This is a genomic window from Shinella sp. 20P9.1.1 (assembly GCF_057798995.1).
Genome location: NZ_JBYOLC010000010.1, coordinates 67,275 through 87,642, shown reverse-complemented (window position 1 = coordinate 87,642; position 20,368 = coordinate 67,275). Strand labels below are relative to the sequence as shown.

Here is a 20,368-nt window from a genome sequence, read left to right as displayed (position 1 = left end):
CCGCCCACATTGACCGGCAATGGTATAATTATGGTTAATAAGCGCCTTACGGGTATGGTTAACGTCCGGCTAACAGGGCGAGCGACGCAATGCGTCGCCAGCTCAAAGAAAAACCGGGGCAAGACCCCCGGTCGATCCATAGCCCTCATCAAGAAGGGAATTGTCAGCTCAAAGCGGCGAGCATCAACGGCGAAGAGGGGTAGACGAAAAAGGCCGCCGCACCGATGGCAATCCCGTAAGGCACCTTCTTGGCGAGGAGCAAGTGGCCGGGAACCGGCAGGCCCGATGCCAGAATCGCATTGGTCTGCGAGCGTAGCAGGAGAATGCAGAGCGTCAGCAGGCCGCCGAAGACGGAGACGGTGACGACAAATTCAAGGAGGGAAGCATTCAGACCGAACCAGACCGCACTTGCCGTCAACAGCTTTGCATCGCCGCCGCCCATGACGTTCATGGCGAAAAGTCCAAAGCACACCGCGAAGACGACGAGGCCCGCCGCGAGATGCATTGCGATCGCCATCGGGCCAAGACCGGCAAGCGGCGCGACGATCAGGAAAGCCGCAACAAGGATCGCGGAGACCCGGTTCGGGATCGTCATGGTGAAAAGGTCGCAAAACGCGGCTATCGCCAGACAAAGCGGAAAGACGACGAAGATTGCAGCCTGGGTCACGAAAATCTCCTTTTGGTGGAAGATAAGCTCGATCCGTTTGGAAAAAGATAACACCAGAAAACAGAAAGCCGCCCCAGGGGCGGCTTTCGTCTTGGAAATGTGAGAGGATCACATCCCGCTCTGCGCGGTCGACATTTTGGTCGAAAGGCTGCTGAAGATGTCGCCCAGCGAGCTGCCGAGGGTCGTGGCGCCGCCGATGAGGGCAACGGAAATCAGGGCGGCGATCAGGCCGTATTCAATGGCGGTTGCGCCAGATTCGTCCTTCATAAGGCGAGCAAAAATCTTGGTCATGGTATTCTCCTAGCTCCACGAGTGTTGGTTCAGCACGTCCGCCAACTGTTTCCGTTGTTCGGATGACTGCAACCTAACGTCGGGCGATTGCCATCGGCTTAAGGAAGTCGGTTAATTTTTCCTCTATCTTTGGCTGTCGGAAATAGGGTGTGAAAAGTGTTAATCCTCTTACGCGCGTATTCTTCCCTGTTTGCAGGGATCTGTTCCGCGACCGTGTGTCATCCTGCTGCGCTCCTTAGCCGAAACATCGCGCTTTGCCTTAAGCCTTCATTCACCATTCCCGGCGATGCTGGTCCGATATTCTTGCCGGGATGATTGATTATGGGACGCGACTGGAATTTTGCCGCGGGGGCCGCAAGGCTTGTGACGGCCGCTTGCATTGTGCTGCCGATGGCCGGGGCGGCGGTCGCAGAGGAACCATTCATGCGCGTCTACATGGATCACGCACGGGTGCTCCGTTTGGATCGCCCAGTTAGCAAGGTGATCATCGGCAATGCGAAAGTGGCCGATGCAACGGTGGCCGATGCCAAGACGATCGTCCTGACGGGCCGCAGCTTCGGCACCACCAATATCGTTCTGCTCGACACCGACGGCAATGCGATTGTCGATGAACGGATTCTGGTGTCCATCGATGAAGGCAACACCGTGCGCGTTTTCCGTCAGACGGAACGGTCCGTGCTTTCCTGCACGCCCAATTGCGAAGAACACGCCACCAGCAACAAGACGGATGGCTGACCCGGTGTGCCGCTTCGGCTGGCCGAAAGCGGGAAACCATTCAATTCTTCGCACGCGTACACACGAAAAATAAACGGTCGGCGGTCTAGTCTTCCTCTATCCAGTATATGGGAATGGATCGCGATGACGCTCGATCATACGACAGATATCCGGCGGCGGTCGATGAAGGGCCTGTTCCGTCGCTTCCTCGTTCGGCGCGATGGCGCGACGGCGATCGAATTCGCGGTGCTCAGCCTGCCGTTCTTCCTGATCGTCGCTGCTTCACTCGAGACATTCATTGCCTTCTCGGCCGAGCAGCTCCTCGCGAACGCCACCGATACGATGGCGCGCAAGATCCGCACTGGCGAAATCACTTACGAGCTCGGCAAGGTCGCCACGGATAAGACCCCGGCGGAGTTTCGCAAACTTTTCTGCGACGAGATCGCGCTCCTGATGCCCTGCTCGGCCAACGAGCTGAAGACGCCGGACAAGCTGTATATCGACGTGCGCACTTTCGCGAAGTTCACGGACATCCCGAAAACGATCCCGTATAGCGGCGCAGATTTGAATATTAATGATTTCAAGTTCGCGCCCGGCGGCAAGAAGTCGATCAACATCGTCAGAGCCTATTATCGCTGGGATATCGTTACGGACCTCGTTCGCCCCTATCTGTCGAACATCAAATCGGCGGACGGTTCGCGGCAGAACTATCTGATGGTCGCAAACGTCGTGATCCAGAACGAGGATTACTAGGGATGGAAAGCCTGGCCTTGCACAAGGATACCCTCCGCAACGAACAGCCGGTCAAAGGGGGCATGCTTTGCGGATTGCGCCGTTTCGTCGGGGATCGCCGGGGGGTCGGCACCATCGAATTCGCGATTGCCGCCCCGCTCCTGATCATGTTCTATGTTTGCGCCTTTGAGATTTCCGTTGGCGTAACGATGTCGCGCAAGGTCAACCGCGCTTCGGCGACGGTGTCCGACCTTCTCACGCAGAACCAGACCACGAATAAGGCAACGCTCGACACGATGAAAACGGTCACCAAGACCGTGATTGCACCCTTTCCTGAGGACGGCTATTCGCTGAAGATTACTGGCATCACCGTTGCGGCGGACGGTAAGGCGACAGTCGCCTGGTCGCGGGACCAGAATGCGCAGCAGCCCTATGCGCCCGGCCTCGTCGTTACGCTGCCCTCGAGTTTGGAAGCCAAGGGCACCTTCATCGTTCGCACGGAGCTGAGCGTGCCCCATACGCTGCTCTCGATGATGCCCAGTCTTGCTTCCTCCCTGAACAAGTTCAATCTTGCCAAGACAAGCTATTTCCGCCAGCGGACTGGCGACAAGATCACCTGCAGCGATTGCTGAGGCGCTGGCTTCTTTCGCGATTTTTCTTGAACCCGTCTTGCCGCCCGTGCCATGTCTGGCGGTTAATTCCCGTCGCCTCGCGAGGGGATGCGGACAGACGGCAGGTGATTCATGGCGCGAGCCTTTCTCTTCGTTCTCGACAGTTTTGGCATCGGCGGTGGCCCGGATGCTGCCGCCTTCGGCGATCTCGGTGCCGATACGCTCGGCCATATCGCCGAATTCTGCGCCGCCGGCGTTGCGGACCGGCCGGGCCTCAGGCAAGGCCCGCTGAAATTGCCCAACATGTCGGCGCTTGGCCTGCTGCATGCCGCGCGTGCCGTGACCGGCCGTTTTCCAGAGGGCATGGACGTGCCGCCGCGCGTCTTCGGCTATCACGGAGCGGCGAGCGAGGTCTCGAACGGCAAGGACACGCCGTCGGGCCATTGGGAGATCGCCGGCACGCCTGTATCGTTCGACTGGGGCTATTTCCCGTCGGAGGGTGACGCCTTCGAACCCGAGCTGGTGGAGGCGATCTGCGCGGCCGGCAAGGTGCCCGGCATCCTCGGTAACTGCCACGCTTCCGGCACGGACATCATCGCCCGGCACGGACAGGAACACAGACGCAGCGGCAAACCGATCTGCTACACGTCTTCCGACAGCGTCTTCCAGATCGCCGCGCATGAAGGCACGTTCGGCCTCGACCGTCTGCTTTCCTTCTGCGAGACCGTGCGCAAAATCCTCGACGAGCGGCCAGGCGGGCGCATCGGCCGCGTCATCGCGCGGCCCTTCATCGGCGAGACGCCCGAGACCTTCGAGCGCACCGGCAACCGGCGCGACTATTCCGTGCTGCCGCCGGAGCCCACCCTGCTCGACCGGCTGACGGAGGCCGGCCGCACGGTGCATGCCGTCGGCAAGATCGGTGATATCTTCGCCCATCAGGGCATCGGCACGCTCACCAAGGCGAACGGCAATATGGCGCTGTTCGATGCGACGCTTAGCGTCATGGATGAGGCCAAGGACGGCGATCTCGTCTTCACCAATTTCGTCGATTTCGATATGCTCTACGGCCACCGGCGTGATGTCGCCGGCTATGCAGCGGCGCTCGAAGCCTTCGACCGGCGCCTGCCGGAGGTGGACCGCAAGCTGAAGCCGGGCGATATCGTCATCCTCACCGCCGATCACGGTTGCGATCCGACCTGGCGCGGCACGGACCACACGCGCGAGCGCGTGCCGATCCTGAGCTTTGGACCGGGCCTACGCTCGCGCCTCATCGAAACCCGCACGACCTTTGCCGATATCGGCGAAACCGTTGCCCGCCATCTCGGCATCGCGCCCGGCCCGCACGGAAGGAGTTTTTTGTGACCAGATCCATGCCCAAGGCCGAGCTGCACTGCCATATCGAAGGCGCGACCCCGCCGGCGCTCGCTGCCGCCCAGGCGAAACGCTACGGCATCGACACGTCCTCCTTCATCAGGGACGGCGCCTATTCCTGGCAGGATTTCACCAGCTTCGTGCAGAGCTACGACGCGACCGCCAATCTCTTCCGCACGGAGGAGGATTATGCGCTGCTCGCCGAGACCTATCTGACCGAGATCGCCGCGGCCGGCGCCATCTACAGCGAACTGATCGCCTCTCCCGACCAGGGCGATGCCGTGGGCATCGGCGCGGATGCCTATATGCGCGGGCTTGCCGAGGGTGCCGAACGCGCCAAGGAGAAGACCGGCATCGAGACGCGCCTTCTCGTCGTCGGTATCCGCCATTTCGGCCCGGAGCGCGTGGTGAAGGCGGCGGAATATGCCGCGCGCCGGCCGCATCCGCTGATCACCGGCTTCAACCTCGCCGGTGAAGAGCGCATGCATCGCGTCGCCGATTTCACCCGCGCCTTCGACATTGCCCGTGATGCCGGCCTCGGCATCACCATTCATGCCGGCGAACTCTCCGGCGCCTTCAGCGTGCGCGATGCGCTCGATCATGTCAGGCCGTTGCGCATCAGCCACGGCGTGCGCGCCATCGAGGATGCCGATCTCGTGAAACGTCTGGCGGACGAGGGCACGGTGCTGGAAGTCTGCCCCGGTTCGAATGTAGCATTGAGCGTTTTCAAGGATTTCGACAGCCACCCACTGCGCGCCCTTCACGCGGCCGGCGTGCGCGTCACGCTCAATTCCGACGACCCGCCGTTCTTCCACACCTCGCTTGCCCTTGAGTACGAGGTCGCCTCGGCCGTGATGGGCTTCAGCGACGCTGAGATCCTCGGTATGACGCGCACCGCCATCGAGGCTGCTTTCGTCGACGAGCCGACGCGGCAGAAGCTGCTGGCTAAGCTGTAAGCGACAAGCCGGCTGTGGGGATGTTGCCTGCGCCCGGCTGTCTTCTCTTGCAGGTCCCGGCCGTTCCGTGGAAAAAGAGGGATTACTCATTTTCGGAAGGTTGGCCATGGACGGCGTTACAGTCATCAATCACCCGCTCGTGCAGCACAAGCTGACCATCATGCGCAAGGAGGAGACGTCCACCGGGAGTTTCCGCCGCCTGCTGCGTGAAATCTCGACGTTGCTCTGCTACGAAGTCACGCGCGATCTGGAGCTGACGACCGCGCGCATCAAGACACCGCTCGAGGAGATCGATGCGCCTGTTCTCGAAGGCAAGAAGCTGGTCTTCGCCTCGATCCTGCGCGCCGGCAATGGCCTGCTCGAAGGCATGCTGGAGCTGGTGCCGTCGGCCCGCGTCTCGCATATCGGCGTCTACCGCGATCACGAGACGCTGGAGGCGGTCGAATATTTCTTCAAGGCGCCCGACAGCATCGACGAACGCCTCGTCATCGTCGTCGATCCGATGCTGGCGACCGGCAATTCGGCGATCGCCGCTATCGACACGCTGAAGAGCCGAGGTGCGACGAATATCCGCTTCCTCTGCCTGCTCGCCGCGCCTGAAGGCATCAAGAGTTTCCGTGCGCATCATCCGGACGTGCCGGTCTACACGGCCTCCATCGATCGCCAGCTCAACGAGAAAGGCTATATCGTGCCCGGCCTCGGCGATGCCGGCGACCGCATGTACGGCACGAAGTGAGCCGTTAACCGGCCGTTCACCAAGCGAAGCGAAGATCGTGGAGAGGGGCGCCGTCGAGCGCCCCTTTTGCCGTCCGTTAGCCGCAAGCGTGTTATTTCGGGACAGATCCTTCCGGAGATTTGTCCATGTTCGTTCGCAGCCTCGTTTTTCTCGTCGGCTCCGTTGTCGTTGCCGCCACCTTCGTGCCCGGCGTGGCGACCCGTTATCTCGAGGGAACGAACAGCAAGACACCGGAAGCGACGGTCGAAAAGGCGTCCGTGCCGGCGGGCCAGGATGCTGCGCGCTACACGGGCAATCGCAGCGCCGTGATCGACGCCGATGCCAATGGTCATTTCACCGGCCTGTTCTCCATCAATGGCCGCAAGGAAGAGGGCCTCGTCGATACGGGCGCCAGCATGATCGCGCTCAATGTCACGACCGCCCAGCGGCTCGGCATCGACAAGACCGACCTCAATTTCCGCTATGCCGTGGATACGGCGAACGGCCGGGCGCGCGCCGCTTATGTCAAGCTCGACAAGGTCGAGATCGGGCCGATCAAGGTCGAGAATGTCGGCGCCATGGTGATGGACGACAAGGCCCTGTCGGGCACGCTGATCGGCATGAGCTTTTTGAAGGGCCTCGCCTCCTACAAGGTCGAGGACGGCCGCCTGCACCTCACGCGCTGATGCGCGTCAGGATATCCGGCGACAAGGCTGGAGCCTCCGGTGCAATCGTGTAGATCGTGGCAAGCCGTTCCGCCGCCCGCGCCGCAGCGTCGGCATCGGCGGCATGTACGCGGCCGATCTCGTCGCCCTTTTCCACCTTCGTACCCAGCGGAAGAAGCCGGTCGAAGCCGACACGGTGATCGATTGCGTCGTCCGGCCGGCTGCGTCCGCCGCCAAGCTTGATGACGGCAAGGCCGACGCCGCGCGTATCGCAGGCGCTCAGATACCCGGCCTGCGAGGCGATGACCGGGCGGATGACCGGTGCCGGCTTCAGGTAGCTGTCCGCCTTCTCAACGATATCGGCGGGGCCGCCGAGCGCGTGCACCATGCGCCCGAAAACATCAGCCGCCACGCCGCTGGAAAGGGCCTTCGCCGCCTGTATTTCGGCAGCCGGCCTGTTCGGTTCCAGGCCCGACAGCACCAGCATCTCCGCCGCGAAGGCCAGCACGATGCGCTCCAGCCGCGTGCCGGCCTTTTCGCCCTTCAGGAAGGCGATGCAATTGGCGATTTCGACGGCATTGCCGGCGGCGTCGGCCAGCGGCTGGTTCATGTCGGTGATGAGGGCGGAGGTTTTTACCCCCGCACCGTTCGCCACCTCGACCAACGAGCGGGCGAGCGTCTCGGCTTCTGCCGCGTCCGTCATGAAGGCACCGTTGCCGATCTTCACATCCAGCACCAGGGATTGCAGGCCGGCGGCGAGTTTCTTGGAGAGAATGGAGGCGGTGATCAGCGGTACGGAATCGACCGTCGCCGTCACGTCGCGGATCGCATAGATGCGCTTGTCGGCGGGGGCGAGCGCGGTGGTCTGACCGATGATCGCGCAGCCGACATCCTTGACCGTGCGCCGGAAAAGCGCAGCTGAGGGCATGATCGTATAGCCTGATATCGATTCCAGCTTGTCCAGCGTGCCGCCGGTATGGCCGAGGCCACGCCCCGAGATCATCGGCACGGCCAGGCCGCAGGCCGCCGCGATCGGCGCCAGCATCAGCGAGACGTTATCGCCCACACCGCCGGTCGAGTGTTTGTCGCCGATCGGCCGGTCGATATCCGACCAGTCGAGCACATCGCCCGAATCGCGCATGGCAAGCGTCAGCGCCACCGTCTCGTCGCGCGCCATGCCGTTGAACCAGATGGCCATGGCAAGTGCGGCCACCTGGCCCTCGGAGACGCTGCCATCCGTCACGCCGGCGATGAAGCGGGCGATCTCCTCACGGGTGAGGGGCTCGCCGCTGCGCTTGCGGAGGATCGTCTCCTGCGGCAGCATCGTTCAATAGCTCGCAGGTGCCGACGGCGCGGCCTGGCCGCCGAGCACGGAGAGGATATCGCCGAGCAGGCCCGAGGCGCCGAAGCGGAAGGTTTTGGGCGTCGCCCATCCCTCGCCGAGGATCTTGGCGGCGAGCGCGAGATAGTCGGCGGCATCGCCCACCGTGCGCACCCCGCCGGCCGGCTTGAAACCGACAGGCTTGCCACTGGCCTTGATGGCATTCAGCATGATCTCGGCAGCCGGCAGCGTGGCGTTGACGGCAACCTTGCCGGTCGAGGTCTTGATGAAGTCGGTGCCGGCGGCAATCGCAAGGTCCGAGGCCTCGCGGATCAGTGCGGGATCCTTCAATTCGCCGGTTTCCAGAATGGTCTTGAGACGGACGGGCGGCGTGCAGGCAGCCTTGACGGCTTCTACCATCTCCGTGACGGCGCCTTCGTCGCCGGCAATGAAATCGCGGTAGGGAATGACGAGGTCGATCTCGTCGGCGCCGTCGGCGATCGCCTGTTTCGTTTCGGCAATCACTTCGGCAACCGCCAGGTCCCCGGCGGGGAAGTTGACGACGGTGGCGATCTTCACCGCATGGCCCTTGCCGAGAATGCCGCGCGCCTGCGCGACGAAGCGCGGCCAGATGCAGATGGCGGCGGTGGTGCCGAAGGGCGTCTGGGCCTGCGCGCAGAGCTTTTCGATGGCTGCCGCGTCGCAAGTGTCCGTGAGGTCGGTCAGGTCGAGCAGGGAGAGCGCTTTCTGCGCGGTGTCCTTAAGCATGGTCGTTGCCTCCGCCCGCGATCATTTCAGCGAGGATGGCGGCAAGCCGCTTTCCGCCGATCGGGGCCATGTCCTTGGTTTCGTGATGGCTGAGCTCGCCGCCCGTCATGCCGGCGCCGAAATTGGTGATGACCGAGGCGGCCGCGACCTTCAGGCCTATATGGCGGGCGATCAGCACTTCCGGCACGGTCGACATGCCTACGGCATCCGCGCCGAAGACGCGCGCCATGCGGATTTCCGCCGGCGTTTCGAAGCTCGGTCCGGAGAACCACATATAGACGCCCGACGACAGCGGGATATCGAGTTTCTGAGCAGCCGCTTCCATGCGCGCGGCGAGTTCCGCGTCATAGGCATTGGTCATGCCGACGAAGCGGTCGTCGCTGTCCAGGCCAACAAGCGGATTGGTGCCGGAAAAATTGATGTGGTCGGAAATGCGCATCACCGAGCCGGGCGGCATGTCCTCGCGCAGGGAGCCAGCCGAGTTGGTGAGGATCAGCGACGTCACGCCAAGCCCCTTGAGCACCTCGATCGGCGCGCGCATGGCATTCGCATCGCCGCTCTCATAGTAGTGCACGCGGCCGGACAGCATGATGACAGGCACGGCACCGAGATAGCCGATGACGAGTTCGCCGGCATGGCCCGAGACGGAACTGACCGGAAAGCTCGGCAGGTCGGCATAGGGAATGCGCAGCGGGTTCTGCACGGCCTCCACGAGGGAGCCCAGGCCGGAGCCGAGCACGATGCCGTAGCGCGGCAGAACACCGGCAAGGCGCGAGATCAGGAAGTCCGTGGTCTGAACGCTCATCCGAGAATATCCGTCGCGAAGCTGTGCGGCAGAAGCTCGTCCATGGTCATGGTCTTCTTCACGCCGGTCTCGTCGCACAGATAGATCGGCGTCTTTGCCGTCGCGAATTCCGCGATCTTCTGGCGGCAGCCGCCGCAGGGCGGGCAGAGCGGCAGCTTTTCGGCGATGACCGCCATTTCGACGATCTTCTTGTTGCCGGCCATGATCATATGGCTGATCGCGGTCGGTTCGGCGCACCAGCCCTGCGGAAAGGACAGGTTTTCGATATTGGCGCCGGCATAGATCTTTCCATCCTCGGCGCGGATCGCCGCGCCGACGGGGAATTTGGAATAGGGCGCGTGCGCGAAGGCCATCGCCGCGCGCGCCGCCTCGAAGAGGTCGTGGGACATCTTATTATCGCTCCTTGACGTAGGGCACGCCGCCGGCTTTCGGCGGAATGGCCTTGCCGATGAAGCCTGCAAGCAGGATCACGGTGAGGATATAGGGCAGCGCCTGCATCAACTGTACCGGCACCTTGCCGATCAGCGGGAAGGCAAAGCCCTGGTAGCGGATGGCGAAGGCATCGAGGAAGCCGAAGAGCAGGCAGGCGAAGAGGATGTTCTTCGGCCGCCACTTGGCGAAAATGAGGGCGGCGAGCGCGATATAGCCCTTTCCGGCCGTCATGCCCTTGGTGAAGCCGGCGCCGGCTGAAAGCGACAGATAGGCGCCCGCAATGCCGCAGAGAATGCCGCAGCAGATGACGGCTCGGTAGCGCAGCCAGATGACCGAGATGCCGGCCGTATCGACGGCACCCGGATTTTCACCGACGGCGCGAAGGCGCAGGCCGAAGCGCGTGCGGTAGAGGATCCACCAGCTCGCCGGCACCATCAGGAAGGCGAGATAGGTCAGCGGCGAATGGCCCGACAGCAGGCCGGAATAGATCGGGCCGAGGATCGGCACGTCGCGCAGGGCATCGGCGAAGGGCAGATGGATTGTGCCGAAACGACCGTCGTCGGAGAGAGCCGGCGTGCGCCCGCCCTGCTTGAACCAGGCTTCGCCGAGGATAACGGTGGAGCCGGCGACGACGAAGTTGATGGCGACACCTGAAACGATCTGGCTGCCGCGCTGGGTGATCGAGGCATAGCCATGCACCAGCGAGAGAAGCACGGACACGACGATCGCAGCCAGCAGGCCCATGTAAACGGACTGGGTGATATAGGCGACGCAGCCGGCGGCGAAGGCCGCGCCCAGCATCTTGCCCTCAAGGCCGATGTCGAAGACGCCGGCACGCTCGGTGAAGAGACCGGCAAGGGCGGCGAGGATCAGCGGGGTCGAGACGCGGACGGTCGATTGCGCGAGTTCGATGAAGACCTGAAAGAAATCCATGGATCAGGCTCCCTTGGTGGCGGCGACGTCGCGCGTCTTCGGCGAAAGGCCGATGACGAGACGGGTAATGGCGGGGCGGAACATATGTTCGAGCGCTCCGGCAAACAGGATCACCAAGCCCTGGATGATGACGATCATGTCACGCGAGATGGAGGGCATCTCGAAGGAGATTTCCGCACCGCCCTGATAGAGCATGCCGAAGAGCAGCGCGGCCGGGATGATGCCCGCCGGATGCGAGCGGCCCATCAGCGCCACCGCGATACCCACGAAGCCCGCGCCCTGGACGAATTCGAGCTGCATGCGGAACTGCTCGCCCATGATCGGGTTCAGCGCCATCATGCCGGCAAGGCCGCCCGAGATCATCATGGTGATGACGATGATCTTGGCTTCCTTGATGCCGGCATAGCGCGCGGCGGCGGGGCTGTGGCCCATCGTGCGCATCTCGTAGCCGAGTTTCGTGCGCCAGATCAGCACCCAGACGCCGAAGGCGGCGACGAGCGCCAGCAGAAAGGAGATGTTGAAGGGGGCATTGCCGACGGAAAGCCCGAAGATCGACATCAGCCAGTCGAGCTTGGGCAGCTGGCCACCGGCATCGAAAGTGCGGGTTTCCAGCGACATCGAGCCGAGCGGCTTGAACACCTTGTTGAGCAGGTAGTTCATCAGGCTGGCGGCGATGAAGTTGAACATGATCGTCGTGATGACGATATGGCTGCCGCGCTTGGCCTGCAGCCAGCCGGGGATCATCGCCCAGAGCGCGCCGAAGAAAGCGGCGCCGATGATGGCGATCGGGAAGACGAGATACCAGGGCAGCGTCCGGTCGAGCGCAAGGCAGGCGAGCGCCACGCCGATGCCGCCGACATAGGCCTGGCCTTCGCCGCCGATGTTGAACAGGCCGGCATGGAAGGCGACCGCCACGGCAAGGCCGGTGAAGATGAAGGTCGTGGTGTAGTAGAGCGTGAAGCCGATATATTCGCCGCGGCCGAAGGCGCCGTTGATCATGTGATAGGCGGCTTCCAGCGGGCTTTCGCCGACGATCAGCACGACGAGGCCGGAAATCAGGAAGGCGACGGCGAGATTGACGAGCGGGATCAGGCCATATTCGGCCCAGGCCGGCAGTTTCGCATAGGGAACACTCATTCCGCGGCCTCCTTCGGGCCTTCCACACCGGCCATCAGCAGGCCGAGTTCACCTTCGGTGGCATCCGGGGCACGCTCGCCGACGACGCGGCCGGCAAACATCACGAGAATGCGGTCGGACAGCGCGCGGATCTCGTCGAGCTCGACGGAGACGAGCAGCACGGCCTTGCCCTGATCACGCATCTCGATGATGCGTTTGTGAATGAATTCGATGGCGCCGACATCGACGCCGCGCGTCGGCTGGCCGATGATCAGCACATCGGGATTGCGCTCCATCTCGCGCGCGAGCACGATCTTCTGCTGGTTGCCGCCGGAGAAATTGGCGGTCTTCAGCCGCGGATTCGGCGGGCGGATGTCGTAGGCCGCGATCTTCTCTTCAGCTTCGGCCCTGATGGCGTCGATGTCGAGGGTCAGACCCTTCCGGTATTTCGGATCGTCGTGATAGCCGAGAATGGCGTTCTCGCTCTCCTCGAATTTCAGGACGAGGCCGACATGGTGGCGGTCTTCGGGCACATGGGCCAGCCCACATTTTCGCAGCTCCGCCGGGTCGGCAGTGCCGGTCACATCGACGGGGCGACCGTTGAGCAGCACGGTGCCGGATTTGGCGCGGCGGATGCCGGAAATCGCCTCCAGCAGTTCCGACTGACCGTTGCCGGCCACGCCGGCGATGCCGACGATCTCGCCGGCCCTGAGGTCGAAGGACACGTCGTCCACCATGGTCACGCCGCGGCTGTCGCGCACCGTGAGGTTCTTGACCGAGAGCTTGACGTCGGCGGGCTTGGCCTCACCCTTTTCGACGCGCAGCAGAACACGGCGACCGACCATCAGCTCGGCCAGTTCCTCGACGGAGGTGTCCTTGGTCGTGCGCGTCGCCACCATCTCGCCGCGGCGCATGACCGAGACCTCGTCGGTGATCGCCATGATCTCGCGCAGCTTGTGGGTGATGAGGAGAACGGTTTTGCCTTGGTCCTTCAGCTGGCCGAGAATGCGGAACAGGTGATCGGCCTCGGCCGGTGTCAGAACGCCCGTCGGCTCGTCGAGAATGAGGATATCAGCCTTGCGGTAGAGCGCTTTGAGGATTTCCACGCGCTGCTGGATACCAACGGGCAGTTCCTCGATCACGGCGTCCGGATCGACCTCCAGCGCATATTCCTTCTCGAGCCGCTTCAGCTCGGCGCGCGCCTTTGTGATGCCGGCATTGAGGATCTGGCTTTCCTCCGCGCCGAGCATGATGTTTTCCAGCACCGTGAAGTTTTCCACCAGCATGAAGTGCTGGTGCACCATGCCGATGCCGGCGGCGATCGCCGCATTGGGATCGCGGATTTTGATCGTCTTGCCGTCGATCACGATGTCGCCGTGGTCGGCCTGGTAGAAGCCGTAGAGGATCGACATGAGGGTGGATTTGCCGGCGCCGTTTTCGCCGATGATACCGTGAATGGTGCCTTTGCGGACCTTCAGGTTGATATTCCGGTTGGCGTGGACGAGGCCGAAGCTCTTGTCGATGCCCTTCAGTTCGATTGCCAGTTCGCTCATGACGATCCACTCTTACGGGGATTTAGGGCCGGCGGGCCGTTTTTCGGCCTGCCGGGTCGTAGTCTTGTTGCTTCCGTTGCACTTGTCCAGCCCGATTGCGGGCCGGGGGCTCCCCCGCTATAGCTCAGGCTTGCCGCATGACGAGGACAGCCATGACAGATCTTCCCGAAGACACCGACGCCGCGCGCATCGCCCGCCTGGAAGAGCATGTCGCCCACCAGGCCGTTACGATCGAGGAGCTCTCCGACCAGCTCGCCGAACAATGGCGTGTGGTCGAGCAGGTCAGGACGAAGCTCGACCGGCTGACGGAACGGTTTCTCTTGCTGGAGGAAGGGGCCGGCGAAGCCCCGGCCATTACCCGCCCGCCGCATTACTGAACGGGCAGCGCCGCAGGCCAAACAGGGTGAACGCGCCGGAAAACGGAATCGGCCCGTCTGCTTTCGCAAACGGGCCGTCAATGCCGCTTAGTAGGGGCAGGTCTCGTCCGTCATGTAGTCATGGACCTTCACCGTGCCGGCGATGATGTCGGCGCGCGCCTTGTCGATGGCGGCCTTCATTTCCGGGGTGATCAGCGGTGCGTTGTTGTCGTCCATGGCGACGTCGACACCGTTTTCCTTCAGGCCGAGCACGTTGATGCCGGGCTTGAACGTGTCGTCCTTGGCCGACATGAAGGCGTCGTAGACGGCGACGTCGACGCGCTTGACCATCGAGGTCAGGACCTTGCCCGGATGCATGCCGTTCTGGTTGGAATCGACGCCGATGCCGAGCTTGCCGGCGTCAGCCGCAGCCTGGAGAACGCCGACACCCGTGCCGCCGGCAGCGTGATAGACCACGTCCGAGCCCTGGTCGAACTGGGACTTCGCGATTTCGCCGCCCTTGACCGGGTCGTTCCAGGCATCCGGCGTCGTGCCCGTATAGGCTTCGAGCACCTTGTAGTCGGCGCCGAGCGACTTCACGCCGCCCGTATAGCCGCAGGCGAATTTGTGGATGAGCGGGATGTCCATGCCGCCGACGAAGGAGACGGTCTTCGACTTGGAAGCCATGCCGGCGAGGATGCCGGCCAGCCAACCGCCTTCTTCTTCCTTGAAGACGACCGAGCGGACGTTCGGCTTGTCGACGACCATGTCGATGATGGCGAACTTGGTGTCGGGATATTCGGCGGCAACCTTCTCAAGCTGCGCTGCCCAGGAGAAGCCGGCCATCACGATCGGGTTGTTGCCGTCGCCGGCGAAGCGGCGAAGCGCCTGCTCGCGCTGGGCGTCGTTGGCGATTTCGAATTCGCGGTATTCGATGCCGGTCTCGGTCTTGAACTTTTCCGCGCCGTTATAGGCCGCTTCGTTGAACGACTTGTCGAACTTGCCGCCGAGGTCATAGATGATCGCCGGCTTGATATCCGCGGCGAGCGCGCTGGCCGACATGGCAGCAGTTGCAAGAAGGGTGAGAAGGGTTTTTTTCATTGTGCAGCCCTGTTCGCTATTGATCTTATAGGGACCTTCCGCGCGGGCGCTGACAGGCGCGCGGCGGAGCCACCGACCCGTTCCCTTGGGTCAGGCTGGCGGCATCCTTGCATGCCTCCGGGAAAAATTCACCAGAAATTTTTCAGATGGTAAAAAATAGAAGCCGCCGCCAACAGGAAGATAAAACCCTGTTCGCGACGGCGCGGATTTCCCCGAATTTTCGAGCTTTTTCAGCCGATGGCGCAGGCCACGCCCGTGCCGCGAAGGCCGCAATAGCCGCCGGGATTCTTGGCGAGATACTGCTGGTGCACATCCTCGGCGAAGTAGAGTGGCCCGGCCTTGGCGATCTCCGTCGTGATGCGGTCAGTGCGCCCGGCTGCCGTCAGGGCCGCCTGGTAGGCGTCGCGCACACGCCGCGCCGTCGCAAGGTCGGCCTCATCGTCGAGATAGACCGCCGAGCGGTAGGTCGTGCCGATATCATTGCCCTGGCGCATGCCCTGCGTCGGGTCATGCGCCTCGAAGAAGACCTTGAGCAGCGCCTCGAGCGTCACCGTGGCGGGATCGTAAACGACGAGCACGACCTCGGTATGACCAGTCAGGCCCGTCGTCGTCTCGTGATAGGTCGGGTTGGGCGTGAAACCGCCGGAATATCCTGCCGCCGTCACGAAGACGCCGGGGATTTTCCACAGCAGCCGCTCGGCGCCCCAGAAACAGCCCATGCCGAGCAAAGCGGTCTTGAAACCTTGCGGGTAGGGGCCCTTCAGCGGGTTGCCGTTGACGAAATGGGTTTCCGACGTCGGGATCGGCTGCTCACGGCCGGGAAGCGAGGCTTCCGGCGCGGGCATGACGGTCTTCTTGTTGAACATATCGATCAGGAACATGGATGGCCTCCTGGCCGGTTAAAGCAATTCCAGCAAAAGTGTGAAGCGGTTTTGCGTCCGGAATTGCGCGGGAATAAATTTTATCAGGCGGTGAAGCGGCCCGCGACGGGCGGACGCCGGTAGGCGATCACCCAGAAGAACAAGGATACGGCGAGCAGCACGGCGAAGGCCGGCTGCGACAGCACCCAGAGCGCCGCAGGATCCCACGCATAAGGGAACTTGCGCATGATGCCGTCGGCGACGAGCGCGATCGTATCCGGGCTTGCCGTGCTCCAGGCAACGGCGAGCGGGGTCAGCACCGGCTCGGAGGCCGAGACCGACTGGATCGCATCGATCGTGCCGGCCATGACCGCAACGACGAGGGCGAAGAGACTGATGGCCTTCAGGACGAACCGTATCATGCGCACCCTCCCGGTGCCCTTGGGAGCCGAAAACCGCTCCACTTCATTGCTGCCTATAGATAGGAAGACGCGCGGCACTCTGCAATCCTTCGCCGCGATGCGGCATATCCTTCAAAAAACTGTCAGAAAGCGGTTGATCCCGCGCCAAACCTCGGTATATATCGCGCCGTCTCGCCGGAATGGAAACAGGAAGGCGACCCGCGTCGGATTAACCACCGGCAGCGAGCGGACGGACAGGTGGCCGAGTGGTTGAAGGCGCACGCCTGGAAAGTGTGTATAGGGGAGACTCTATCGCGGGTTCGAATCCCGCTCTGTCCGCCATCCAATTCAACAAGATGTTGATTTTTCATATTATTCGCCTTTCTCTTGTCCAACTTTGCGCTTCGGTTGGACAGAATTCGTTCGCTTTTTCTTCCCAGCGATGGCCTTGAGACCCTTCTCTGCGAGGGCGGCTTGGTTGGCTGCGGCCGTATAGACCGAGACCTGTTTGAGGTCGGTATGGCCTGTCACGGCCTTGATGACGTCGCCGCTCATCCCGCCTTCCGCCATCCGGCGTGCTGCCGCCTTGCGGAGGCCATGCGCCGAGCAATGGGATAAGCCAGCTTCGTTGCAGCGATCACGGAACCAGTTCCCGAAACCGGCCGGAGTGAACGGTTTCCCAAATTCCGTGGTGAGGAAGGTCGGCTTGTCGCGCGGAAGCGCCCGGATGGCATCGGTAAGGGCGGGGAGCATGAACAGGTCCAACTCGGCATCCGTCTTCACCTGCTTTACCTCGATGTATTTGCCCTTGATCTTCTCCCAGCCCATCGCAACCACATCGCTGCGGCGCTGCGCGGTGTAGAGAAGCAAGACGAGGGCGAGGCGGGCCTTGGTCCCTTCCGGGTGCCGCGCCTCATAGGCGGCGATTTCCGCCTCGGTCCATGTGTGGAAGCCCTTCGTTTTCTTCGAGAAGCCCTTGACGCCCTGCGCCGGATTGGCGGCAATCCAGCCGTTGTCTAGACCGTGGTCGAGCATGATCTTGAGAAGCGACAGGAGGCGGTTTGCGGCCTGCGGCCGGTCCGCCATGTCGCCAATGATCGCCTTGACGTGCTCGCGCCGAAGATCGCGCATCATCCGCTTGCCATGGTTCTCGCGGAAATTCTCGATGATCCGGCGATAGGTCTGTTTCGTGCTGTCGCGAAGCCCCTGAAACTGCGGCGAGCGATAATAGGAGACGGCCAAGGCGTCGAACGATCCCGGCCGCGTCTTGCTCGCGCCGATGTTTGCCCGCCACTCCGTCACGCCAGCCAGCGCGGCGGCATATGCGTTCTCGAAGTCCGGCCCGACCGGCGGATACGGCAGATAGGTATCCACTCCCTTTGCCCGGAAGCGAATGCGCCGTTTCTTGTGCCGGTCGATGACCAGCGAACAATGCTTCGGAAGGCCGTTGCGCCGCTTACCCTTCATTTCAAAACATCATCCCAGGTATTGCCACCGATGGACTTCGCGGCGGTTTCAGAGAGGGAGGCGCTGGCCTCGATGCGCCCATCGGGATGCACGATGATGCGAGCTGCTTCAAAGCCAGCTTCGAGCGCCGCCTTGAAGAGGCGCTTCGCGTCGGCCTGTTTGATCGCTGCAACACGGTTCGCCATTGTCTCAGCTCTCCGCCTTCGCCGTGATTTCGAGGAAGCGGTTGCGACCGTCGCGCGTTTCCTTGACGCCGACGATGTTCCACACCAACCCGCCGTAGAGCAGCCGATCGTCGCTGCTCACGCTTGCCTGCGGCCCGATCGCGCGAATGACGAAGCGGCGGAGGGTGTCAGAGACAATCCCGCCATAGGCAAACCGCTCGCTGTCCGAAACATCGTGGCGAGACGCCGCGACCGTCGCGAGCGTCTGCCATTCGACAATCTGGCTTCCGTGCTCATTGCCCACCACAATGTAACGCTCGAGGACGATGCGGCGGTCAAGGTCGCTGCCCGTCGTCATTCGGACACCTCCCCCGCTCCGGCCTCGGTCATGTTGAGCGGCGAAAGATACTCGTCGCCACCGTCGATCTTCGGCATATTCTCCCAGCCGCGAATTTCGTTGACCGAGAGCCAGCCGCCGTTCCGGCCGACGCTATAGGCGTCGTAGCGGGCCTTCATGTCGCCGCGCAGCAAGCCTGCCAGATCATGCTCGATGAAGAGCGTCTTCCGGCTCTCCACGGTCAGCAGCGAGGCGTTCATGGCCTGCTCGACGCGGCGCGCCATGGGAGCCAGGCACCGCACGACGAGAGCGCGGCTCTCCTGATCGCTGTTCGAATAGGTCGCGTTATCGGTGATGCCCGCGACGGTCGGCGGCACGCCCCAGATGCGGCAGATATCCAGATTGGTGAGCTTCCGGCTTTCCAGAAACTCGGCGTCCTTCGAAGAGAAGGAGAACGATTTCCAATCGGTCCCGCCGTCGAGGACGAGGACGCCGCGCGTCGAGAGGTCAGAGTTGACCTTGGTTTCCAGCTTGTCGAGGACGGTCTGGCGTTGATCCTTGCCGATCACGTTGGGGAATACCAATGCGCCTTCCGGCAGGAAGCTTTTCGCCGCCTGCTTTCCGGCCGTGTCCTGCTGGGTGAGGGCGAGGTTGAACGTCTCGCGGGCAATCTGGATCGGGGAAAGCCCCATCACGCCGTCACGGGCAAGGCGATAGCGCAGGTGAAGGATTTCTTCCTGCAGGTAGACGCGGACGCCGCCGCCGTCGCCCGAAACGCGGTAGCGGAGACGGCCGCTCTCCAGCCGCTCGACGGCAACCTTGCCGGGATCGAGGGGACGGAGCGCCGAAACCTGCCCGCGCCCGTTCCATTCAAGGCGGGCGAAGGCGTTGCCTGCGACCATGAGCGAGGCAAGCAAAGCCTCGCGGGCCTCGAATGCTGTCATGGTCGGGTTCGCCATGTCGTGCAGCACAGCGTAAAGCGGATGATCGGCGGCACGCTCGCGCCCGCCATTGTCGGCGCGACGGTAGAGGTTCAACGGCATCGCCGCGAGGTTCTGGCTCACGATGGCGATGCAGGCATGAGCAACAGCGATACCGCTGGCGCGGCCCGGATCGACATAGCCGCCGATACCGCCGCGAAGGCCGAACCATTCAGCAAGATAGGGGTCATCGGACTGGATTGCGGCACGCTTTTCGCGGCCGAGGATGCGGTCAATCAGGCTCATTTGGACAGCTCCAGCAGGCGCAAGGCGCGATCCGCATAGGAGCGGAAGGGCGAGGGAAAGGAGAGTGCGCGGGCCTGAATGACCGTGCCGTCATAGGCGGGCCACGCAAGCACGACGCTGATTTCGTGAAGCTCGACGGCGCGCAGCTCGCGACGGTCGCCGTCGCGTTTCTCGTCCAGCGCCGTGAAGCCGAAGGACATGCCGCCGAGGTCGCCACGTTCCGCAAGGGCGAGCACGTCGCGGCCTACCGCCGTATCCGGCACGTCGAGGTCGAAGGCGAGCCCCCGGCTATCTTCCGAAAGGCGAAGCGTACCGGAGCGGGTGCGGGCGAGCACGCGGCCCGGATCATGGTCGACCAGCGCCAGCACGTCCGCCTTGGAACGAAGCGAGCCGGAGAAGGCCCCCGGCGCGATGGTCTCAATGAAACGCCCGCCGATATCGGCGGACTTGGAGAAGGTGGCCGCGTATCCTTCGAGACGACGGCCTTTTGCGCGGACTTCGATGGTGAAGCCGCGCTTTTCAAAGCTGCTCATATGCCTTGCTCCCGGTGAGGGGCAATCAGCCGGTCAACGCCGAAGTCGATTGCGGCGTTGGTGGTCGGTCCGGTTGCTTCGCGGTTTTCGTACAAGTGGCCGATCAGGAGGTATTGGGCCTGTTCGACCGATGGGGGCAGCGGCGCGGCTTCCATGTCCACGCCGATGGAAGCGAGGTGGTCGCTCGCCGCCGCGATCAGGCGTTCAACCACCGCGTCGTCATCATCGGCGTCAATGCGAAGAAACGCCTTCGCGTCAGCGAGCGAGACCATG

The 20,368-nt window shown here is 62.9% G+C and carries 26 protein-coding genes and 1 tRNA gene; 9 read left to right on the top strand and 18 right to left on the bottom strand.

Features of this window, described 5'->3' with window-relative positions:
• Positions 1–163 precede the first annotated feature (163 nt).
• Together AC27VQ_RS17870 and AC27VQ_RS17865 are read right to left on the bottom strand one after the other, a co-directional pair.
• Positions 164–667, bottom strand: coding sequence for an A24 family peptidase (locus tag AC27VQ_RS17870; RefSeq protein ID WP_488717330.1), 504 nt, complete (start codon positions 665–667; stop codon positions 164–166).
• A gap of 108 nt (positions 668–775) precedes the next feature.
• Positions 776–958: a Flp family type IVb pilin gene (locus AC27VQ_RS17865; protein ID WP_488717329.1), complete on the bottom strand. Its 183-nt coding sequence runs from the start codon at positions 956–958 to the stop codon at positions 776–778.
• Between the two features lie 390 nt (positions 959–1,348).
• Here AC27VQ_RS17865 and AC27VQ_RS17860 point away from each other — a divergent pair, with 390 nt between their 5' ends.
• The 7 genes from AC27VQ_RS17860 to AC27VQ_RS17830 all read left to right on the top strand — a co-directional run bounded on the left by AC27VQ_RS17860 (position 1,349) and on the right by AC27VQ_RS17830 (position 6,743).
• A complete protein-coding gene (locus AC27VQ_RS17860) occupies positions 1,349–1,693 on the top strand; it encodes a pilus assembly protein N-terminal domain-containing protein (protein WP_488717430.1) in 345 nt (114 codons plus the stop codon).
• Positions 1,694–1,816: 123 nt separating this feature from the next.
• Positions 1,817–2,425 carry a TadE/TadG family type IV pilus assembly protein gene (locus AC27VQ_RS17855; RefSeq protein WP_488717328.1) on the top strand — a complete coding sequence of 203 codons (609 nt, stop codon included), beginning with the start codon at positions 1,817–1,819 and terminating at the stop codon, positions 2,423–2,425.
• A gap of 17 nt (positions 2,426–2,442) precedes the next feature.
• Positions 2,443–3,036: a TadE/TadG family type IV pilus assembly protein gene (locus AC27VQ_RS17850; RefSeq protein ID WP_488717327.1), complete on the top strand. Its 594-nt coding sequence runs from the start codon at positions 2,443–2,445 to the stop codon at positions 3,034–3,036.
• A 111-nt stretch (positions 3,037–3,147) separates the two neighbouring features.
• Positions 3,148–4,377, top strand: coding sequence for a phosphopentomutase (locus AC27VQ_RS17845; protein ID WP_488717326.1), 1,230 nt, complete (start codon positions 3,148–3,150; stop codon positions 4,375–4,377).
• Between the two features lie 8 nt (positions 4,378–4,385).
• The gene (locus AC27VQ_RS17840; RefSeq protein ID WP_488717429.1) at positions 4,386–5,342 is read left to right on the top strand and encodes an adenosine deaminase; all 957 of its coding nucleotides are present in this window, start codon (positions 4,386–4,388) and stop codon (positions 5,340–5,342) included.
• A gap of 106 nt (positions 5,343–5,448) precedes the next feature.
• The gene (gene upp / locus AC27VQ_RS17835; protein WP_117367370.1) at positions 5,449–6,078 is read left to right on the top strand and encodes a uracil phosphoribosyltransferase; all 630 of its coding nucleotides are present in this window, start codon (positions 5,449–5,451) and stop codon (positions 6,076–6,078) included.
• A gap of 125 nt (positions 6,079–6,203) precedes the next feature.
• Positions 6,204–6,743: a TIGR02281 family clan AA aspartic protease gene (locus tag AC27VQ_RS17830; RefSeq protein WP_488717325.1), complete on the top strand. Its 540-nt coding sequence runs from the start codon at positions 6,204–6,206 to the stop codon at positions 6,741–6,743.
• Here the strand turns inward: AC27VQ_RS17830 and deoA are convergent.
• Genes deoA through AC27VQ_RS17795 form a run of 7 tightly spaced genes read right to left on the bottom strand, consistent with a single transcriptional unit; the run spans position 6,733 to position 13,650 of the window.
• Positions 6,733–8,046: a thymidine phosphorylase gene (gene deoA, locus AC27VQ_RS17825; RefSeq protein WP_488717324.1), complete on the bottom strand. Its 1,314-nt coding sequence runs from the start codon at positions 8,044–8,046 to the stop codon at positions 6,733–6,735. The genes AC27VQ_RS17830 and deoA overlap by 11 nt on opposite strands.
• Positions 8,047–8,049: 3 nt before the next feature.
• On the bottom strand, positions 8,050–8,811 hold the full coding sequence (deoC, locus tag AC27VQ_RS17820; protein WP_421593112.1) for a deoxyribose-phosphate aldolase: 762 nt from the start codon (positions 8,809–8,811) through the stop codon (positions 8,050–8,052).
• Positions 8,804–9,616 carry a purine-nucleoside phosphorylase gene (locus tag AC27VQ_RS17815; protein ID WP_488717323.1) on the bottom strand — a complete coding sequence of 271 codons (813 nt, stop codon included), beginning with the start codon at positions 9,614–9,616 and terminating at the stop codon, positions 8,804–8,806. The genes deoC and AC27VQ_RS17815 overlap by 8 nt, the downstream gene beginning before the upstream one ends.
• Positions 9,613–10,005: a cytidine deaminase gene (locus tag AC27VQ_RS17810; protein ID WP_117367381.1), complete on the bottom strand. Its 393-nt coding sequence runs from the start codon at positions 10,003–10,005 to the stop codon at positions 9,613–9,615. Before AC27VQ_RS17810 ends, AC27VQ_RS17815 begins: the two co-directional genes overlap by 4 nt.
• Before the next feature lie 4 nt (positions 10,006–10,009).
• Positions 10,010–10,981, bottom strand: a complete 972-nt coding sequence (locus AC27VQ_RS17805; RefSeq protein WP_313526592.1) for an ABC transporter permease — start codon at positions 10,979–10,981, stop codon at positions 10,010–10,012.
• A gap of 3 nt (positions 10,982–10,984) precedes the next feature.
• Positions 10,985–12,118, bottom strand: coding sequence for an ABC transporter permease (locus AC27VQ_RS17800; RefSeq protein WP_488717322.1), 1,134 nt, complete (start codon positions 12,116–12,118; stop codon positions 10,985–10,987).
• Complete coding sequence (locus AC27VQ_RS17795) at positions 12,115–13,650, bottom strand: ABC transporter ATP-binding protein (RefSeq protein WP_488717321.1); 1,536 nt, start codon at positions 13,648–13,650, stop codon at positions 12,115–12,117. The genes AC27VQ_RS17800 and AC27VQ_RS17795 overlap by 4 nt, the downstream gene beginning before the upstream one ends.
• Before the next feature lie 152 nt (positions 13,651–13,802).
• Between AC27VQ_RS17795 and AC27VQ_RS17790 the strand changes: the two genes are divergently transcribed.
• The gene (locus tag AC27VQ_RS17790; protein ID WP_313526601.1) at positions 13,803–14,027 is read left to right on the top strand and encodes a SlyX family protein; all 225 of its coding nucleotides are present in this window, start codon (positions 13,803–13,805) and stop codon (positions 14,025–14,027) included.
• A gap of 87 nt (positions 14,028–14,114) precedes the next feature.
• On the opposite strand, the gene AC27VQ_RS17785 is transcribed toward AC27VQ_RS17790, so the two are convergent.
• From AC27VQ_RS17785 to AC27VQ_RS17775, 3 genes are all read right to left on the bottom strand, one after another.
• The gene (locus AC27VQ_RS17785) at positions 14,115–15,107 is read right to left on the bottom strand and encodes a BMP family lipoprotein (RefSeq protein ID WP_313526603.1); all 993 of its coding nucleotides are present in this window, start codon (positions 15,105–15,107) and stop codon (positions 14,115–14,117) included.
• Positions 15,108–15,337: 230 nt separating this feature from the next.
• Entirely contained in the window at positions 15,338–15,988 is a 651-nt protein-coding gene (gene msrA / locus AC27VQ_RS17780) for a peptide-methionine (S)-S-oxide reductase MsrA (RefSeq protein WP_488717320.1), read from the bottom strand.
• 83 nt (positions 15,989–16,071) lie between these two features.
• A complete protein-coding gene (locus tag AC27VQ_RS17775) occupies positions 16,072–16,389 on the bottom strand; it encodes a hypothetical protein (protein ID WP_313526609.1) in 318 nt (105 codons plus the stop codon).
• Positions 16,390–16,620: 231 nt separating this feature from the next.
• Here AC27VQ_RS17775 and AC27VQ_RS17770 point away from each other — a divergent pair.
• Positions 16,621–16,710, top strand: a tRNA-Ser gene (locus tag AC27VQ_RS17770).
• Positions 16,711–16,740: 30 nt separating this feature from the next.
• Here the strand turns inward: AC27VQ_RS17770 and AC27VQ_RS17765 are convergent.
• From AC27VQ_RS17765 to AC27VQ_RS17740, 6 genes are all read right to left on the bottom strand, one after another.
• Positions 16,741–17,742 carry a tyrosine-type recombinase/integrase gene (locus AC27VQ_RS17765; protein WP_488717319.1) on the bottom strand — a complete coding sequence of 334 codons (1,002 nt, stop codon included), beginning with the start codon at positions 17,740–17,742 and terminating at the stop codon, positions 16,741–16,743.
• Between the two features lie 89 nt (positions 17,743–17,831).
• Positions 17,832–18,020 carry a hypothetical protein gene (locus AC27VQ_RS17760; protein ID WP_488717318.1) on the bottom strand — a complete coding sequence of 63 codons (189 nt, stop codon included), beginning with the start codon at positions 18,018–18,020 and terminating at the stop codon, positions 17,832–17,834.
• Between the two features lie 4 nt (positions 18,021–18,024).
• Entirely contained in the window at positions 18,025–18,357 is a 333-nt protein-coding gene (locus AC27VQ_RS17755; protein WP_488717317.1) for a phage head closure protein, read from the bottom strand.
• Positions 18,354–19,562, bottom strand: a complete 1,209-nt coding sequence (locus AC27VQ_RS17750) for a phage portal protein (RefSeq protein WP_488717316.1) — start codon at positions 19,560–19,562, stop codon at positions 18,354–18,356. Before AC27VQ_RS17750 ends, AC27VQ_RS17755 begins: the two co-directional genes overlap by 4 nt.
• Positions 19,559–20,095: an HK97 family phage prohead protease gene (locus AC27VQ_RS17745; RefSeq protein WP_488717315.1), complete on the bottom strand. Its 537-nt coding sequence runs from the start codon at positions 20,093–20,095 to the stop codon at positions 19,559–19,561. The genes AC27VQ_RS17750 and AC27VQ_RS17745 overlap by 4 nt, the downstream gene beginning before the upstream one ends.
• Positions 20,092–20,367, bottom strand: coding sequence for a head-tail connector protein (locus AC27VQ_RS17740; protein WP_488717314.1), 276 nt, complete (start codon positions 20,365–20,367; stop codon positions 20,092–20,094). Before AC27VQ_RS17740 ends, AC27VQ_RS17745 begins: the two co-directional genes overlap by 4 nt.
• Between the last annotated feature and the right edge of the window lies 1 nt (position 20,368).

Coding starts and splice junctions, on each gene's coding strand:
- AC27VQ_RS17865 (WP_488717329.1), bottom strand. CDS start 958: ATGACCAAGATTTTTGCTCGCCTTATGAAGGACGAATCTGGCGCAACC.
- AC27VQ_RS17860 (WP_488717430.1), top strand. CDS start 1,349: ATGGCCGGGGCGGCGGTCGCAGAGGAACCATTCATGCGCGTCTACATG.
- AC27VQ_RS17855 (WP_488717328.1), top strand. CDS start 1,817: ATGACGCTCGATCATACGACAGATATCCGGCGGCGGTCGATGAAGGGC.
- AC27VQ_RS17845 (WP_488717326.1), top strand. CDS start 3,148: ATGGCGCGAGCCTTTCTCTTCGTTCTCGACAGTTTTGGCATCGGCGGT.
- AC27VQ_RS17840 (WP_488717429.1), top strand. CDS start 4,386: ATGCCCAAGGCCGAGCTGCACTGCCATATCGAAGGCGCGACCCCGCCG.
- upp (WP_117367370.1), top strand. CDS start 5,449: ATGGACGGCGTTACAGTCATCAATCACCCGCTCGTGCAGCACAAGCTG.
- AC27VQ_RS17830 (WP_488717325.1), top strand. CDS start 6,204: ATGTTCGTTCGCAGCCTCGTTTTTCTCGTCGGCTCCGTTGTCGTTGCC.
- deoA (WP_488717324.1), bottom strand. CDS start 8,046: ATGCTGCCGCAGGAGACGATCCTCCGCAAGCGCAGCGGCGAGCCCCTC.
- deoC (WP_421593112.1), bottom strand. CDS start 8,811: ATGCTTAAGGACACCGCGCAGAAAGCGCTCTCCCTGCTCGACCTGACC.
- AC27VQ_RS17815 (WP_488717323.1), bottom strand. CDS start 9,616: ATGAGCGTTCAGACCACGGACTTCCTGATCTCGCGCCTTGCCGGTGTT.
- AC27VQ_RS17810 (WP_117367381.1), bottom strand. CDS start 10,005: ATGTCCCACGACCTCTTCGAGGCGGCGCGCGCGGCGATGGCCTTCGCG.
- AC27VQ_RS17805 (WP_313526592.1), bottom strand. CDS start 10,981: ATGGATTTCTTTCAGGTCTTCATCGAACTCGCGCAATCGACCGTCCGC.
- AC27VQ_RS17800 (WP_488717322.1), bottom strand. CDS start 12,118: ATGAGTGTTCCCTATGCGAAACTGCCGGCCTGGGCCGAATATGGCCTG.
- AC27VQ_RS17795 (WP_488717321.1), bottom strand. CDS start 13,650: ATGAGCGAACTGGCAATCGAACTGAAGGGCATCGACAAGAGCTTCGGC.
- AC27VQ_RS17790 (WP_313526601.1), top strand. CDS start 13,803: ATGACAGATCTTCCCGAAGACACCGACGCCGCGCGCATCGCCCGCCTG.
- AC27VQ_RS17785 (WP_313526603.1), bottom strand. CDS start 15,107: ATGAAAAAAACCCTTCTCACCCTTCTTGCAACTGCTGCCATGTCGGCC.
- msrA (WP_488717320.1), bottom strand. CDS start 15,988: ATGTTCCTGATCGATATGTTCAACAAGAAGACCGTCATGCCCGCGCCG.
- AC27VQ_RS17775 (WP_313526609.1), bottom strand. CDS start 16,389: ATGATACGGTTCGTCCTGAAGGCCATCAGTCTCTTCGCCCTCGTCGTT.
- AC27VQ_RS17760 (WP_488717318.1), bottom strand. CDS start 18,020: ATGGCGAACCGTGTTGCAGCGATCAAACAGGCCGACGCGAAGCGCCTC.
- AC27VQ_RS17755 (WP_488717317.1), bottom strand. CDS start 18,357: ATGACGACGGGCAGCGACCTTGACCGCCGCATCGTCCTCGAGCGTTAC.
- AC27VQ_RS17750 (WP_488717316.1), bottom strand. CDS start 19,562: ATGAGCCTGATTGACCGCATCCTCGGCCGCGAAAAGCGTGCCGCAATC.
- AC27VQ_RS17745 (WP_488717315.1), bottom strand. CDS start 20,095: ATGAGCAGCTTTGAAAAGCGCGGCTTCACCATCGAAGTCCGCGCAAAA.
- AC27VQ_RS17740 (WP_488717314.1), bottom strand. CDS start 20,367: ATGGTCTCGCTCGCTGACGCGAAGGCGTTTCTTCGCATTGACGCCGAT.